The sequence below is a fragment of the Enterobacter cloacae complex sp. P12RS genome (genome assembly GCF_014895875.1).
Taxonomy (GTDB): domain Bacteria; phylum Pseudomonadota; class Gammaproteobacteria; order Enterobacterales; family Enterobacteriaceae; genus Enterobacter; species Enterobacter bugandensis.
Map to the genome: position 1 here is coordinate 89,598 of NZ_JADBQO010000028.1, position 14,932 is coordinate 104,529.

The following is a 14,932-nucleotide window of genomic DNA, read 5'->3' on the forward strand; positions in this document are numbered from 1 at the left end:
AAAAAGCCCCGAAAGGGGCTTTTTTATTGCGCTGCGAACGCTCTCAGCGCGTCTCGCGCGACCGTTGCTTCCTGCACCATCCACGGGCTAAAGCTCCATGGGGCGGCGTCCAGCGCGCGGAATAACGACTCCAGCGTCACCCATTCAAATGCCATCACTTCATCATGGTTAATTCGCAGTTCGCTGGTGACGCGGGCAGCGAAGACCGGGCAAATCTCGTTTTCCACGATCCCGGAAGGATCCGTTTCGCGGTAGCGGAATTCTGAGGCGACAGGCGTAATCGCGGTAATTTCTGCGCCAATCTCATCGCGGCAGCGACGGATAATTGCCTCTTCCGTCCGTTCACCAGATTGAGGGTGACCGCAGACGGAGTTCGTCCAGACGCCCGGCCAGGCTTTTTTACTTAGTGCGCGCCGGGTTACCAGACACTCGCCTTCGGCGTTAAACAGCCAGGATGAGAACGCCAGATGCAGCGGGGTTTGGGCAGTATGCGCGGCGTATTTTTCCTGAGTGCCAATCACCATTCCCTGGTCATTAACCAAAATAACGTGTTCTTGAATACTCATTCATGCTCCAGTGCCAACGATGCGGATGGTTCTGCACCATCAACAGGGAGCATTATACGGCAATCTTATACGAACGGTTTGTTTCCAGGAGCGGAAAAGGGCTGACCCATATCTCTCCGGGCTGGTATCATAGTGCGCCATTCACGTTGACCGAGGATCTGTTTTGTTTGCAGGAAGCCTGACGAGAAACCCCATCATCGCCATCTTTTGCCTGACGCTGACGCTATTCCTGGCTGGCTGTTCAGGAAGCAAATCGTCGGATATGGGTAGCTATTCCGGTTCGGTCTATACCGTTAAGCGCGGGGATACGCTGTACCGGATTTCGCGCGCAACGGGAACCAGCGTGAAGGATCTGGCGCGCCTGAATAACATCTCTCCGCCGTACACCATCGAAGTGGGGCAAAAGCTCAAGGTGAACGGCAGTTCGTCCTCGGGCAAAAAATCCTCATCGAAAGGCAAAACCGCCAAAGTGACGCCGTCCTATCAGGTACCGCAATCGTCATGGCCGCCGGTTGGACAGCGCTGCTGGATTTGGCCTGCCAGCGGTAAAGTGGTCGCCCCTTACTCACTCTCTGAAGGTGGCAACAAGGGTATTGATATCGCCGCTGCGCGCGGTACGCCGGTTTATGCCTCCGGGGCAGGGAAGGTGGTTTATGTGGGTAACCAGCTGCGCGGCTACGGTAACCTCATCATGATTAAGCACGGTGAAGATTACATCACCGCCTACGCGCATAACGACACGATGCTGGTCAACAACGGGCAGAACGTGAAGGCGGGGCAGAAGATAGCCACCATGGGCAGTACCGGTACCGATTCGGTGAAGCTGCACTTCCAGATCCGCTATAAGGCGACGGCCATCGATCCGCAACGCTATCTTCCTGCGCCCGGCAGCAAACCGAAGTGCTAAGTGATTATTTAATCGCCGGTTAGTTGTGAAGAGGCTTGTATGAAGGTGCGTAAGGTCTATAATGCCTTACGCACCTCAAAGCGGGCGTAGTTCAATGGTAGAACGAGAGCTTCCCAAGCTCTATACGAGGGTTCGATTCCCTTCGCCCGCTCCAGTTTTTCCCCTTGTGGACAAGCCTTAAAAGCCTTCTCTTTCAGCAGCTTAAATATTTACCTATTTTAGTCGCCTATCGGTTCTACCAGTGTGATCCGCCCTTGGTAACGGTTTCTGAGAAGTTAACGGCGAAGACCAGATCTAAATACAGCACGATAACGTAATACGCTAGGCAGATCAGCGCGATACTTCGTCACCTGAGCCAGAATTTCTTATTCATCATCTCACTTTTTTAAAAATAAGTAAGATTAGGGGTACGCAAATCACAAATCCGTAAATTGCTGCATCGAAAACTATGCCTGTCGCTTGAAGGATAGAATCAATCGAAGCATGGTATTCATTCAACGGTACTGGGTTAGAAAATTGCATACTTTCATTCTCGCTGAAAGCAGAAAATGAGAATGTAGCCAGCGCCAACCCGATAAAGTAGCAAAACGATACAATGCCAATTCCGCCCCAGCGGAGAATAGTTTTAGTTCTATTCGTCATTATCATAAGAACCACCTAATACGCCGCCCACAGTGCCGCCTGAATACGGAGACAATGAATCTCCAATAGCGGCTCCATCTGCAACGAGATGTTGAAATTTCCCACCGGGAGTCTCCTGGAATGGCTGCAAATTGCCTGAATTAGGGAATTGCTCTTTGAATGTGCTTGTCATCTCAACGACAAGCATTGAGGACATGTCGCCACCTTTTGTGATGAGAAATTTTTGCAGAGATACAGGAATGGTGAAATCCTCCTCGGCATCGATAGGTAGCTGTGTTGTCTTCGATGTGTAACCATGCTCGAATATTCTTGAGCCTGCATACTTGATCCCTTCGACTGAATGTGTGGTGCAGTTTCTGCCAGTTACATCATACCCGTCAATGGTGCGGCCTCTTCTCCTCGTGGTTGCTTTCATGTTTGACGTTTGGAACGATGGTTTACTGCTGTTCCATAAGCCTTCGAAAAATGCTCTTGTCTTCACAGGGTCTGCATCGTCTATGCGGAAAACACGAGCACCCATCTCATAGAGTTCAGAACGATAGTAAACCCTTGCGTCTTCATCTTGCAGGAAGTTAAGAACACCATCTCCCGTAAAGCCTAAACGATTGGTTCTGCCATAGCGACCATACGTGTAGAGAAAGATATTGTTATTCTCGTGCACCGAAACGAAAGCGTGACCTGCGTTTTTGGTTTCAGTCCAGATGTAAACGCCGTTCAATAACGGGTTATCTTTGGGTTTGCAGGTTTCAGCAAAGTTATTAGTTTGGGGATCGTCAATCGGGCCGGGAAGAACGGGAAATTCCACAACGTGAGATTGGGCTGTGTCGGCATTCGCTGCCTTTGTAGAAAATTCGTAAGTGTCATCGATGGAAGGAATAAAACGTGATTTGCAGGGGCAGGAACTACGGCTGTGCAGTGTTCCGGCTACCCTTTTACCATGTATGTCATCACTATCAAGACCGCCGCAGATACGATAATAGCCTGGGTGTTTGCCACAGGTTACTTTATGGCCTTCACATGCCATGTCTTTATCGAAAAATTGATGGTCGGGGCATCCTTCAAGAATCCTACCACCGCAAGCTGTCTTATCACCCCTAAATAAAAAATGACCAATAGCCATTCGTCCTTATCCTTGTATTGCTTGTAAGTCCATGTGGAAAGTGTAGGCTTTTGGTGCTGGCGAGTAAATGAGCAAATCGAACACAAACAAAGCGTAACTGTGAGTGGATTTTAGTTAAGTCATAAATCACAACGGGTTTAACATAGACCTCAAAGTCATTCATAGATTTACTGCCGCCCCGGCAGACGAGCCTGCTCTATCTAAAAAAGTGAGGACCTTTGGTACGCTGTTCATGTTTTCTAACGTAAAAGGCTGCATTACGCAGCCTTTTAAAATTCACCCTTTCGGGAACACCCAAACATGCTTCTCCGGCAGCGAAAGATGGCAGTGCTGCGGATCCCGAACCTCATGCCCGTACGCGCGAATGACAAAATCATCTCCCGGCGTGCGGAACAGGTACTCCCAGCGGTCGCCAAGATACATGCTGGTGAGCAGCGGCAGCTCAAGCTGATTTTCCCCTGGCCCCTCAACCACCGCCACGCGTTCGACCCGGATCACCGCCGTAGCGTCATTACCGCTCTGTACCCCTTCGCCCGCCTGGCCCCACAGCACCCAGCCTTTCCCTTCGATACGCGCTCTGCCGTCGCGCACTTCGGTGACCTTGCCGTGCAGGCGGTTGTTGCTGCCCATAAACTCGGCGGTAAACAGCGTTTTTGGCGAGCCGTACATCTCCTGCGGCGTGCCCTGTTGCTCAATTTTGCCGTTGTTAAGCAGCAGGATGCGGTCGGATATGGACATCGCTTCGTTCTGGTCATGCGTCACCATCAGCGCGGATAACCCGAGCTTGATAATCAGCTCGCGCAGGAACACGCGGGCCTCTTCGCGCAGCTTGGCGTCGAGGTTGGAAAGCGGCTCGTCCAGCAAAATCACCGGTGGGTTGTACACCAGCGCCCGGCCAATCGCCACGCGCTGCTGTTGCCCGCCGGAGAGCTGGTGCGGGTGACGTTTGCCAAGATGGCCCAGACCCAGCTGGTCCAGCACGTCCTGTACGCGCTGCTGGATCTCTTTGGCCGGAACTTTACGCAGCTTGAGCGGATAGGCCACGTTCTCAAACACGGTTTTGTGCGGCCACAGGGCATAGGACTGGAACACCAGCCCCAGGTTACGCTCTTCTGCAGGGATCTCACTGCGCGGCGTGCCGTCGTAAACTTTATTGTTGCCAATGACAATCGACCCCTGCGTCGGTTTTTCCAGACCCGCGACGGCACGCAGCAGGGTGGTTTTACCACTGCCGGAGGGGCCTAACAAGGAGACCACTTCGCCGCGCTTCAGGTTCATGGAGACACCTTTTAAAACAGGATTGTCGCCGTAGGTTAAGTGCAGATCGTCAACCGCTAATTCAATCATGTATTTTCACTCCGAAACGAAGGGCAATGCCCAGACCTACCACGACCAGCAGGATGTTAATGAAAGAGAGCGCCGCCACGATATCAATGGCACCCGCGGCCCAGAGGGAAACCAGCATTGAACCGATGGTCTCCGTGCCGGGGGAAAGCAGATACACACCCGTTGAGTATTCGCGCTCAAAGATCAGAAACATCAGCAGCCACGAACCAATAAGACCGTAGCGGGAGAGGGGAATGGTCACATGGCGGGTGATCTGCCCGCGCGTCGCCCCGGTGCTGCGCGCGGCTTCTTCAAGCTCTGGCCCCACCTGCAGCAGCGTGGAAGAGATAAGCCTCAGCCCGTAAGCCATCCACACCACGGTATAGGCCAGCCAGACGCTGAAAATGGTGCTGCGCAGCGAACGCAGCCAGACGATGACGTTCTCGCGCATCCAGTCGGTCCAGGCGAACCCGGAAAGCCAGCCGGATTTCAGCGAGTTGTCCAGCCACATCGGCAGGAACAGGAACACCCACAGGAACGCCAGACCGGCAAGCAGGCCAGGCACGGCGCGCGGCACCAGCACGCTGTAGTCCAGGAAGCGCGTGGTGTTATCCGGCTTACGGTGCATCGCAATCCCGACGAACAGGTAGCACGCCACGGCCAGCGCGCCGCCAATCACCCCAATTGCCATGGAGTTGACGATGGCGCGCAGCAGGTTGGGCTGTGCCCAGATGGTGCGGAAAGTGCTCAGCGAAAGCTCATCCCACAGCGAAACGCCCACACCCCAGTTGGAGATAAACGCGCGCAGCACCACGCCGAGCAGCGGCACGCCGATGGTGACGGTGAGCCAGAAGGCAACCACCGCCCCGGCAACCCAGCGCCATTTGCCCAGCGGTAACGCGCGAGCCTGTGAGGCTTTCCCTTTCATCGTGACGAAGCGGTTGGCGGTGCGCATCAGACGACGCTGGAGCATCACCAGCGGGATGGTGATGCAGATCAGCACCACGGCAACCGCCGCCATCAGGTGATATGACGGTGTGCCGAGCTTGTTCGTCAGTTGGTACAGGTAGGTTGCCAGCACCATATTGCCTTCCGGATCGCCGAGCACCAGCATCAGGCCAAATACTTCCAGCCCGAGGAAGAACAGCAGCACGATGGCGTACAGGATCGACGGGCGCACCATCGGCAGGCTGACGGAGGTCATCACCTGCAGCGGAGAGGCACCCGCAATGCGCGCGGCTTCTTCCACATCAGAGCCGACGCTGCGCAGCGCGGATGAAATATAGAGATAGGCATGCGGCACGTGCGTCAGGCCAGCAATGACCACGATGCTCGACATATCGTAGATGTTCCACGGCACAAAGCCGATCAGCGCCTGCGCCCACAGGGACAGAAAGCCCACCGGACCGGCGGCCACCACATAGCCAAAGCCGAGCACCATCGGCGATACGAAAATGGGGACCAGGATCAGCGGTTCAATCAGGCGGCGGCCGGGCAGGTCGGTGCGAACCATCAGAAACGCCAGTACGCCACCCAGCGGAATGGCGATAATGACCAGCCCGAAGGCGAGAATAAAGCCGCTTCTCAGGGCCTTATAGAAATCAGGGTCGGTGAAGATAAAGCCAAATGATTCAAGGCTCCACTCTTTTGCCGGAGAAAAGAACGGAGCGGACAGGAAGCTCTGTATCACGATAAATGACAGCGGCGTGTAGATAACCAGAGCGGTTATCAGCACGACGATGCCGCGCGGCAGGCTTTGCCACTTTCTGCGTAATGTATTCATGGGGTATCCCTGGTGTTGCAGCCCAATAAAACGAACTCAGTCGACAGGGAGCGCGACGGCGTGCGCCGCGCCCGAACGCTTATTTGGCGGCGGCTGCACGCCACTCTTTGATGTACTCCAGGCGTTTTTTCGGCTGCAGGTACTCCAGCAGCGTTTCGTCAACCGGGATCGGCTTCAGCGCGTTACCGAGGATTTTGGTCAGGCCGTCAATATCATTTTTGCCTTCGATATCGTTACGGATGGAGGGAATATCCGCCTGACTGGCCAGAATGCTTTGCCCTTTTTCAGACAGCACATAGTCCAGCCACAGTTTTGCCGCATTGCTGTTTTGCGCCTGCTGGCTGATGAACGACACGCGCGAGAGCACCAGCGTGTAATCTTTCGGGTACGAAATGCCGAGAGAAGGATCGTTCTTCGCACGGGCTTCAGCATAGGATCCGAGGATGTTAAAGCCGATCAGGTTTTCACCGGAGGAAACCCTCTCCATCATGGTGCCCGTTGATGACTGCACCGCTAAGCCGCCTTTGGCGACTTCGGCCAGGGTTTTAAAGTAGTTTGGATCGGCCTTGTGATCCTGCACGGAAAGCATAAAGCCAAGACCCGATTTTTCGATGTCGTAGGTGGTGACTTTGCTCTTGAATTTGTCCGTCTGGCTGGCAATCAGCTTCGCCAGCGCGGCGTGAGAATCCGGCACGTCGCCTGCCGGGATCAGGCGCTTGTTGTAGATAAAGACCACTGGCTCATAGGTGGTGCCGTATGCCTTATCTTTCCAGACTGCCCATTTCGGCAGCTGACTTTGCTCCGGCGATTTGTACTCCATGGCGTAGTCGGTGGCGAGTTTCAGCCCGGTGTCCATTGAGGAGCTCCAGACCACGTCGCCGCTACCGCCACCGGAGGCCTGTTCGCTGATAAAACGGTTGTACAGCTCGGTGCTGTTCATGTCGTTGTATTCAACTTTGATGCCCGGGTAGGTTTTTTCGAAGCCCGCAATCAGCGGCCCGGCGGCTTTGGTGTCGGTGGTGGAGTAAATCACCACCTTGCCCTCTTTGGTGGCGGCATCGACAACTTTTTGATACTCAGCAGGATAGCCCTGCGGCAGGGCAGAGAGTGCAGAAGCAGAGAACAGTACGGTAGCGGTAAGCAGAGAAATTCGGAACGTGTTCGACATTATAGTTAACCTTTTAGTTACATTTGAGGAACTAATTGTCAACATAGCGTAAAGCGCGCCTCCGACAATAGGGAGGCGCGGGCAATGATTCCGAAGTGTGACTGTCACCATCGTTTCAGCAATTAACACCATAAAATCCGCGAACGTTTGCCTGCGAACGGTTTCGGATTACGGTTTATCGTCGGCTTTGCGGTATAGCCGCCGTGGATGACCAATATTGCCATACAGCATTTCGACGATGATTAACCCGCTCTCCACGCAGTATTCCAGGTAGCGACGCCCCGTGGTTTTGCTGATCCCCACGTTTTCCACCACCTCTTCAACCGACATCGCGCTGTCGGGATGTTCGGCGAACAGGCGTTTAATCCTTTCCAGCGTTTGGGGTTCAATGCCCTTTGTTGACGGCGTAATGGAGGCTTCCGCGGCAGGCAGATTAAACAGACGATCCAGCGCGTGCTGGTCGACCACCTTCACCTGCTGCACGGTGTGGACGAAGCGCATAAACCGCTCCAGCGAGGCGTGCAGGCGCTGGAAAAAGACGGGCTTGATCAGGTAGTCAAACGCGCCGCTGCGCATGGCATGGCTGCAGGTCTGCATATCGCTGGCGGCGGTGATGAAGATCACCGAGCATTCATAGCTTTTCAGCAGCGGGTTATCGATGAGCTCCACGCCTTTACCGTCCGGGAGATAGTTGTCCAGCAGGATAAGCCGCGGCTGATGCTGACGAATCAGGCTACATGCCTGCTCAATCGACGCGGCGATGCCCACCACGCGCAAGTGGAAATTCTGCTCAATATACTCGCGATGCAGTTCCGCCAGGTGCGGTTCATCTTCAACGATCACAACGTCAAGTGGTTGGGTCATGCTGTTGTCCATTGGGAATAAACACAGAAAAAATGGTGCCCTGCGGCGTGTTGTCGGCGATCTCTATGCTGCCGCCCGCTTTCCTGATATAGCCTGCCACCAGAAACAGGCCAATACCGTGCTCGGTACCCACAATGTCGTTTTCACTTTCCGGTTTGCTGCTGAACCCCTGGCGGAAAATGTGTGGCTTCACCGCCTCATCCACACCGCAGCCTCTGTCTGCCACCTCTATCAACAACTCCTGGTTGCGGTCAGAAATGTAGAGTTCCACCGGCGCGGGGACCGGTGCCTTAAGGGTCGCGTCCACCGCGTTATCCAGCAGGTTACCAATAATGGACATCAGCTCCGTTTCGTTGAGCGTGCCGGGCATGCGGGTGAGCTGACAGGCCGGGTCAAATTGCAGTTCAACGCCTTTTTCGCGCGCGCTGACGTATTTTCCTAACAGCAGCCCGCACAGGGCCGGAGAGACAAAATGGGCGGAGACAAAATCCAGCACGCGCTGCGCGCCTTCTGACTGCACCTGGATGTAACGGATCGCCTCGTCATAATGTTTCATCTGCAGCAGCCCCACCAGCGTCGCGGTCCAGTTCAGCTGCTCGTGGCGCATAATGCGCAGGTTGTCCGCATAGCGCTTGATCTGGCTCAGTTGGCTGCTGAGGGTGTTAATGTCGTTTTTGTCGCGAAAGCTGTACACCCAGCCGCTTTCAACGCCGGGTTCGACCTCAATCGCCACGCGGTTAACGATCACCTCTCGCTGGTTAAGCACTGCGATCTGGTCGTGGCGACCAGCGCTTACCGAGGCGTAACGCTGGGATAAAAAGCCCGGTGACGTCTGCAGAACGTCTTCCAGCGGTTTGCCGATAAGTTCTTTCTCACTTTGATGAATATCCAGCATCTCCCTGGCTGCCCGGTTAATTAAAATCAGCAGCTTCTCTTCATTGATGGCAAATACCCCCTCGTACATCGCTTCTAATAACGCGCGTTGCTGCAAAACCAGCTGGGCGATATCTTTCGGCTCAAGGCGGAACATCTGCTTTTTAAGATTGCGGGTAAACAGCCAGGAGAAAATAAACAGCAACAGCAGAAGGGCAATACCGTACAGTCCAGCCTGCCAGAGAATGCGGGCGTTAATATTGGCGATATACGAGGTCAGATAGCCGACCGAGACGATGCCAATGACCTGATGCTGCGCATTAAAGATTGGCGCTTTGCTGCGCAGCGACACCCCAATCCCGCCCTGACGCACGGAAATAATGGTTTTGCCTTTTAACACCTCCGCATTATCCCCTCCAATCATCGGTAAATTAATGCGCTCCGGTGATTCCGAATGATAAAGGTGCTGTTCCCGGGTATCGCCAATCACAATATAGCTGGCATCGCTTTCGGCACGCAGCGGCTGTATTAAGCGGGCGATACCGGGGATATCTCTGGCTGCCACCATTTCCGCCAGACCCGGTATCAGGGCGATTTCACTGGCCTGTACCCGGGCGCGCTGGCCCAAATCGTGGTGTAGCTGTCGGTCAATAAAATGAAACAGGATCGTTCCCAGCAGAACTAACAGCAGGCAGGAGAAGCACACCAGCGCTAAAAACAGCTTTACCTGAAAAGAGAGTCTGCGTTTCATTCAACCTGTGCTAGCCCTATGAAAGTGAGAGATTTGCGGAGCCTGACATGTGCCAATAGCGGACGCAATCTGGCGAGAAAAGAGTTGTGACCTGGCTTTTCGTTTTCGGCGTTATAGCCATCAGGATCCCGTAAGGCTATGCTTCATTCAGCACGATAATAATTACAGAGGCAATGTCATGGATAAAGAACTACTGGATGAGGGGTACCGGGCCTATACCGGCGAGAAAATTGACGTTTACTTTAATACCGGGATCTGCAAACACTCAGGTAACTGCGTGCGTGGGAGCGCAAAGCTGTTTAATCTGAAACGTAAGCCGTGGATCATTCCCGATGAAGTGGACGTTGAAACGGTTGTACGCGTGATTGATACCTGCCCGAGCGGTGCGCTGAAGTATCGCCAAAAATAAGCGAGGAACCATGGATATTCTGGAAGGCCATAACAAGTTTTACGTGAATGATGAGAACGGCAACCAGGTCGCAGAGGTTGTCTTCGTGCCGACCGGCGAGCACCTGAGCATTATCGAGCATACTGATGTGGATGAGAGCCTGAAAGGGCAGGGCGTCGGTAAACAGCTGGTGGCGAAAGTGGTGGAGAAGATGCGCGGTGAGAACCGCAAAATTATTCCGCTGTGCCCGTTTGCGAAGCATGAGTTTGATAAGACGCGGGAATATGACGATATTCGGGCGTAAATAACGCGCCCGGCAGCACGCCGGGCACGAGTACGTCTAGCCAACAAACATCACCGACACGCACAGCACGCCGACGACCAGCGTCAGCAGGCTGCCAATTGAGCGGTACGGTTTCAGAGAAGGGATCAGATACGTCGACAGCGTCGGCATGATAAACAGGATCATGGCGATAAGCGGGCCGCTGATGGCGTAAATCATCGAGATGGCGTTCGGGTTAATGCAGCAGACCGCAAAGGTGATTAACGACACTCCCATAATGGAAATCGCGCGGTTAAAGGCGCGGCTCTTTTTAATCCCCACCTGATTTAGCGACGACTTCACGATCTCCGTCGCCCCTTCAATCACCCCAAAATAGGTGCCGAGGAACGATTTCGACATCGCTACGATCGCCACGATAATCCCGGAAATGCCGAGCCAGGCTGGGGAAGACGGCATCATCGACAGCGCTGACAGAATCGTCACCCCCTGCTCTTTGGCGGCCATAATATAAGACGGTGGGATAGAGAGCAGGCAGCTGAAGACAAAGAACAGCACGCTCAGGCAGATAATCAGGTACGCCACCTTCATGATCTTCTTGCATTTATTCATGGCACCGTCGGCAAACTTCTCGCGACGGTCAACGGCAAACGTTGAGATAATCGGGGTATGGCTAAAGGCAAACACCATCACCGGAATTGAAATCCATACCTGATGCAGCGTTTGGCGATCGAAAGCCATCTGGCTGGTGAGCAACGAGGGCTGCCAGCTTCCGGTGAGATAGATCGAGACAAACAGGAAATAGGCAATCAGCGGAAACACCAGGAAGCCCATCACTTTTATCGTGATATGCCGTCCCATCAGGAAAATCAGATTCAATACCAGCACCACCCCCAGGCTGACCAGCACGCGAACGGCGGTATCCACCGTCAGGTGTTTTGCCAACTGCTCGGTTAACGAGTTGGTAATGGCCACCGCATAAATCTGCACCACCACAAAAAAGGCGATGAAATAGAGCGTGGTGATCAGATTGCCAATCTTCTTACCATAGTAGTGGGAGACGGCGCCGGTGATCCCTTCATTACCTTTTGTGTTTGACGAGAGAATAAATTGCGCCAGCGCCCGGTGCGGCCAGTAGGTTAACGGATAGGCCACGAGGGCGGTGATAAACAGGACAATAGCGCCTGCGGAGCCCAGCTGAATGGGCAAGAACAGCGTTCCTGCGCCCACGGCCGTGCCATAGAGAGCGAAACTCCAGAGAGTCTCATCTTTTGACCAAATTTTCGACATTAGAGCAACGTTTCAACTAACAAACCATCAGAATGGCGTGCAATTTACCATAGTTATGCCTGAAGAGCGCAGTTGCTTCGACGGAGTTTGGCCGGAACAGGCGTCCGGCCAGCGGGGGTTTAGCCTGCCAGAGCGCGTCGTTGCTGGCGACGCTTAAGGAATTTCTCACGCAGGTTATCGTATGCCCAGTTATAGAACATGGTGTATGGCAGGAAGAACAGGAAGAAACCAATTTCTAACGTGAATGCCTCAAGCAGGGTCACGCCCAGCACGGCGGCGACAATCGACACGCCGATTACAATAAACCCGCATTCGAACCCCAGGGCGTGCAGCGCGCGCACTTTTGCCGTACGTTTTACACGCTGGACAGGCCAGAAACGGTCGAAGCCGAAGTTATAGATAATGTTCCAGAGCATGGCGGTGGTAGCCAGGATAATGGTTAACCCACCCATCTCCACCACCGAGCGCTGCATCAGCCATGCCGCCGTGGGGGCGAGAATTGCCGTGGCAATCCCTTCGAAACAGACAGCATGAAAGATCCGCTCCGGCAGCTTACGTTGGAGTGCATCCTGATGTTGCATAGTGTAGACCTCATTTATTCACCGGTATGGGCGTTGATGCAGCCTATTTTTATCGCTAAAGCTGATATATTAAAGATAGTATCCATCGATAAAGTAGATAGTCTATGCGCTATTCACCTGAAGCTCTTACCGCGTTTGTTGAGACCGTTGCGGCAGGCTCTTTCTCTGCTGCCGCGCGCAGGCTGCGTAAAAGCCAGTCGACGATCAGCACCTCCATTGCCAACCTTGAAGCCGATCTGGGTTTCGAACTGTTTGACCGCTCGGCGCGCCAGCCGGTGTTAACGGTCCAGGGAGAACAGGTGCTGGGATATGTGCAGGCCATCCTCGCCGCCAGCACGCGGCTGGATGAGCTGGCGGTGTCGTTAACGGCACAAACGGAGGCGCGTCTGACGTTTGTCCTCTCCGATACCCTCAACCCCGACGTGCTTGAAGATCTGATGAAGCAGTTTGACGCTCGCTTTCCCCACACGGAGTTCGAATGCCTGATTGGCGAGGAAGAGGACGTGATCGATCTGCTGCAAAAGGAGCGCGCGCAGGTGGGGCTGACGGAAGCGCGAGACGGTTATCCTACGGATATTGGCGCTACCCGGCTGCCGGTGCAGACCCGAATGGCGATATATGCCGCGACCACGCATCCGCTCGCCGGACAACACGAGGTGCAGAGCGACGAGCTGCACGGCTGGCGGGAGCTGAGGCTCAGCACCTACCTTGAGCGCGAGGCTGAGATCGCGCGCGGGCCCGTCTGGTCAGCGCCGAACTACCTGTTACTGTTGAGTATGGCCGTCCAGGGGTTCGGCTGGTGCGTGCTGCCGTGCGCGCTGGTGGATGAATTCGCCGCTGCGAAGTCGCTGGTACAGCTCAATGTTCCCGGCTGGCCACGGGCGATCGGCATCGATCTGCTGTGGAATAAACGATCCCCTCCCGGCGTGGCCGGAAGCTGGCTGCGGCAGTATCTGCAGGATGCACGCTAATCCTTGTGATTAAACTCACTATTTTTAAACAATTAAGATAATTGCCAGTAACAATCCTCTACTATCGTCATGTCATTTAACACAGAGGTCGTGATGAAAGATGTCGTAATAGTGGGTGCGTTGCGTACGGCTATCGGCTGTTTTCAGGGAGCGCTTGCGCGTCACTCGGCGGTTGACCTGGGGAGCGTGGTCGTTAAAGCGCTGGTGGAACGTAGCGGGATCGCAGCCCATGAAGTTGATGAGGTGATCCTGGGGCAGGTTCTCACGGCCGGTGCCGGGCAAAACCCTGCGCGTCAGGCGGCGCTGAAGGGCGGGCTGCCCAACACCGTTTCCGCCATTACCATCAACGACGTCTGTGGTTCAGGGTTAAAAGCGCTGCATCTCGCCACCCAGGCCATTCAGTGCGGTGAAGCGGATGTGGTTATAGCTGGCGGACAAGAGAACATGAGCCGCGCGCCGCACGTTCTCACCGATAGCCGAACCGGCGCGCAGCTGGGTAACAGCCAACTGCTCGACAGCCTCGTGCATGACGGGCTGTGGGATGCGTTCAACGACTATCATATGGGCGTGACGGCAGAAAACCTGGCGCGCGAGTACGGCATTAGCCGCGAATTGCAGGACGCCTATGCGCTCAGTTCGCAGCAAAAAGCGCGTGCCGCGATTGATTCCGGTCGCTTTCGCGACGAGATTGTCCCGGTCAGCACGCAGCGTCAGAACGGCGAGGCGATCGTCGTCGATACCGATGAACAGCCGCGCACGGATGCCAGCGCGGAAGGCCTGGCGAGACTGAACCCCGCGTTTGAAACACAGGGCTCGGTCACCGCAGGCAATGCCTCGTCCATTAACGACGGTGCCGCCGCCGTGATGATGATGAGCGAAAGCAAAGCCCTTGAGCTCGATCTCCCCGTGCTGGCCCGCATTAAGGCGTTTGCCAGCGTGGGCGTGGATCCAGCGTTGATGGGGATTGCGCCGGTCTACGCTACCCGTCGCTGCCTGGAGCGCGCAGGGTGGCAACTTTCGGATGTCGATCTGATCGAAGTGAACGAAGCCTTTGCCGCGCAGGCGATCTCGGTCGGCAAAATGCTGGAGTGGGATCCGCTGCGGGTCAACGTGAACGGCGGTGCAATTGCGTTAGGGCATCCCATCGGCGCGTCCGGCTGCCGAATCCTGGTTTCGCTGGTCCACGAAATGAAAAAGCGAAACGCGCGCAAAGGGATCGCTACCCTCTGTATAGGCGGCGGACAGGGCGTGGCGCTCGCCATCGAACGCTAATTTCTCCTCACTTAAAAAACCTCCTTCGGGAGGTTTTTTTTATCGTGTTCTTCTCTTCATGGGAAGTAATCGTGATCCGCGCGTCATTTCTGTTATAAACAAAAATAAAAAATGAAACGTTGTTTTAATTGCAATTGAAAACCCTATTTT

The 14,932-nt window shown here is 54.5% G+C and carries 14 protein-coding genes and 1 tRNA gene; 6 read left to right on the forward strand and 9 right to left on the reverse strand.

The window, feature by feature from the left end; genetic code table 11:
- Positions 1-23 precede the first annotated feature (23 nt).
- The gene (gene idi / locus IM284_RS16375) at positions 24-566 is read right to left on the reverse strand and encodes an isopentenyl-diphosphate Delta-isomerase (protein ID WP_041908358.1); all 543 of its coding nucleotides are present in this window, start codon (positions 564-566) and stop codon (positions 24-26) included.
- Positions 567-729: 163 nt separating this feature from the next.
- Between idi and actS the strand changes: the two genes are divergently transcribed.
- Positions 730-1,473 carry an amidase activator ActS gene (gene actS / locus IM284_RS16380; RefSeq protein WP_041908359.1) on the forward strand — a complete coding sequence of 248 codons (744 nt, stop codon included), beginning with the start codon at positions 730-732 and terminating at the stop codon, positions 1,471-1,473.
- An 80-nt stretch (positions 1,474-1,553) separates the two neighbouring features.
- Positions 1,554-1,627, forward strand: a tRNA-Gly gene (locus IM284_RS16385).
- 477 nt (positions 1,628-2,104) lie between these two features.
- Here the strand turns inward: IM284_RS16385 and IM284_RS16390 are convergent.
- The 6 genes from IM284_RS16390 to IM284_RS16415 all read right to left on the reverse strand — a co-directional run bounded on the left by IM284_RS16390 (position 2,105) and on the right by IM284_RS16415 (position 10,000).
- Entirely contained in the window at positions 2,105-3,235 is a 1,131-nt protein-coding gene (locus IM284_RS16390; protein WP_047367451.1) for a PAAR domain-containing protein, read from the reverse strand.
- Between the two features lie 276 nt (positions 3,236-3,511).
- Positions 3,512-4,582 carry an ABC transporter ATP-binding protein gene (locus tag IM284_RS16395; RefSeq protein ID WP_047367452.1) on the reverse strand — a complete coding sequence of 357 codons (1,071 nt, stop codon included), beginning with the start codon at positions 4,580-4,582 and terminating at the stop codon, positions 3,512-3,514.
- Positions 4,575-6,344 carry an iron ABC transporter permease gene (locus IM284_RS16400; RefSeq protein ID WP_045260923.1) on the reverse strand — a complete coding sequence of 590 codons (1,770 nt, stop codon included), beginning with the start codon at positions 6,342-6,344 and terminating at the stop codon, positions 4,575-4,577. The genes IM284_RS16395 and IM284_RS16400 overlap by 8 nt, the downstream gene beginning before the upstream one ends.
- 79 nt (positions 6,345-6,423) lie before the next feature.
- Positions 6,424-7,512 carry an ABC transporter substrate-binding protein gene (locus tag IM284_RS16405; RefSeq protein WP_047367453.1) on the reverse strand — a complete coding sequence of 363 codons (1,089 nt, stop codon included), beginning with the start codon at positions 7,510-7,512 and terminating at the stop codon, positions 6,424-6,426.
- Between the two features lie 168 nt (positions 7,513-7,680).
- Positions 7,681-8,376 (reverse strand): response regulator, encoded by a 696-nt coding sequence (locus IM284_RS16410; protein WP_075206212.1) that lies wholly within the window; start codon positions 8,374-8,376, stop codon positions 7,681-7,683.
- Entirely contained in the window at positions 8,360-10,000 is a 1,641-nt protein-coding gene (locus tag IM284_RS16415) for a sensor histidine kinase (protein WP_047367454.1), read from the reverse strand. The genes IM284_RS16410 and IM284_RS16415 overlap by 17 nt, the downstream gene beginning before the upstream one ends.
- A gap of 178 nt (positions 10,001-10,178) precedes the next feature.
- On the opposite strand from IM284_RS16415, the gene yjdI reads away from it, so the two are divergent.
- Both yjdI and IM284_RS16425 read left to right on the forward strand, forming a co-directional pair.
- Positions 10,179-10,409, forward strand: a complete 231-nt coding sequence (yjdI, locus tag IM284_RS16420) for a 4Fe-4S mono-cluster protein YjdI (RefSeq protein ID WP_041908367.1) — start codon at positions 10,179-10,181, stop codon at positions 10,407-10,409.
- A gap of 10 nt (positions 10,410-10,419) precedes the next feature.
- A complete protein-coding gene (locus IM284_RS16425; RefSeq protein ID WP_047367455.1) occupies positions 10,420-10,692 on the forward strand; it encodes a GNAT family N-acetyltransferase in 273 nt (90 codons plus the stop codon).
- A 36-nt stretch (positions 10,693-10,728) separates the two neighbouring features.
- Here the strand turns inward: IM284_RS16425 and IM284_RS16430 are convergent, their stop codons facing one another.
- Complete coding sequence (locus tag IM284_RS16430) at positions 10,729-11,958, reverse strand: amino acid permease (protein ID WP_047367456.1); 1,230 nt, start codon at positions 11,956-11,958, stop codon at positions 10,729-10,731.
- A 119-nt stretch (positions 11,959-12,077) separates the two neighbouring features.
- A complete protein-coding gene (locus tag IM284_RS16435; protein ID WP_041908370.1) occupies positions 12,078-12,539 on the reverse strand; it encodes a multidrug/biocide efflux PACE transporter in 462 nt (153 codons plus the stop codon).
- 104 nt (positions 12,540-12,643) lie between these two features.
- Here IM284_RS16435 and IM284_RS16440 point away from each other — a divergent pair, with 104 nt between their 5' ends.
- Together IM284_RS16440 and IM284_RS16445 are read left to right on the forward strand one after the other, a co-directional pair.
- The gene (locus IM284_RS16440; RefSeq protein ID WP_045629969.1) at positions 12,644-13,510 is read left to right on the forward strand and encodes a LysR family transcriptional regulator; all 867 of its coding nucleotides are present in this window, start codon (positions 12,644-12,646) and stop codon (positions 13,508-13,510) included.
- A 93-nt stretch (positions 13,511-13,603) separates the two neighbouring features.
- Positions 13,604-14,782 carry an acetyl-CoA C-acetyltransferase gene (locus IM284_RS16445; protein ID WP_028014300.1) on the forward strand — a complete coding sequence of 393 codons (1,179 nt, stop codon included), beginning with the start codon at positions 13,604-13,606 and terminating at the stop codon, positions 14,780-14,782.
- The last annotated feature ends 150 nt before the right edge of the window (positions 14,783-14,932 follow it).

Excerpts from the sequence above, each read along its gene's own strand:
- IM284_RS16405 (WP_047367453.1), bottom strand. The coding sequence starts at position 7,512 with ATGTCGAACACGTTCCGAATTTCTCTGCTTACCGCTACCGTACTGTTC.
- yjdI (WP_041908367.1), top strand. The coding sequence starts at position 10,179 with ATGGATAAAGAACTACTGGATGAGGGGTACCGGGCCTATACCGGCGAG.
- IM284_RS16410 (WP_075206212.1), bottom strand. The coding sequence starts at position 8,376 with ATGACCCAACCACTTGACGTTGTGATCGTTGAAGATGAACCGCACCTG.
- IM284_RS16440 (WP_045629969.1), top strand. The coding sequence starts at position 12,644 with ATGCGCTATTCACCTGAAGCTCTTACCGCGTTTGTTGAGACCGTTGCG.
- IM284_RS16435 (WP_041908370.1), bottom strand. The coding sequence starts at position 12,539 with ATGCAACATCAGGATGCACTCCAACGTAAGCTGCCGGAGCGGATCTTT.
- IM284_RS16415 (WP_047367454.1), bottom strand. The coding sequence starts at position 10,000 with ATGAAACGCAGACTCTCTTTTCAGGTAAAGCTGTTTTTAGCGCTGGTG.
- IM284_RS16430 (WP_047367456.1), bottom strand. The coding sequence starts at position 11,958 with ATGTCGAAAATTTGGTCAAAAGATGAGACTCTCTGGAGTTTCGCTCTC.
- IM284_RS16395 (WP_047367452.1), bottom strand. The coding sequence starts at position 4,582 with ATGATTGAATTAGCGGTTGACGATCTGCACTTAACCTACGGCGACAAT.
- IM284_RS16400 (WP_045260923.1), bottom strand. The coding sequence starts at position 6,344 with ATGAATACATTACGCAGAAAGTGGCAAAGCCTGCCGCGCGGCATCGTC.
- IM284_RS16425 (WP_047367455.1), top strand. The coding sequence starts at position 10,420 with ATGGATATTCTGGAAGGCCATAACAAGTTTTACGTGAATGATGAGAAC.
- IM284_RS16390 (WP_047367451.1), bottom strand. The coding sequence starts at position 3,235 with ATGGCTATTGGTCATTTTTTATTTAGGGGTGATAAGACAGCTTGCGGT.
- IM284_RS16445 (WP_028014300.1), top strand. The coding sequence starts at position 13,604 with ATGAAAGATGTCGTAATAGTGGGTGCGTTGCGTACGGCTATCGGCTGT.
- idi (WP_041908358.1), bottom strand. The coding sequence starts at position 566 with ATGAGTATTCAAGAACACGTTATTTTGGTTAATGACCAGGGAATGGTG.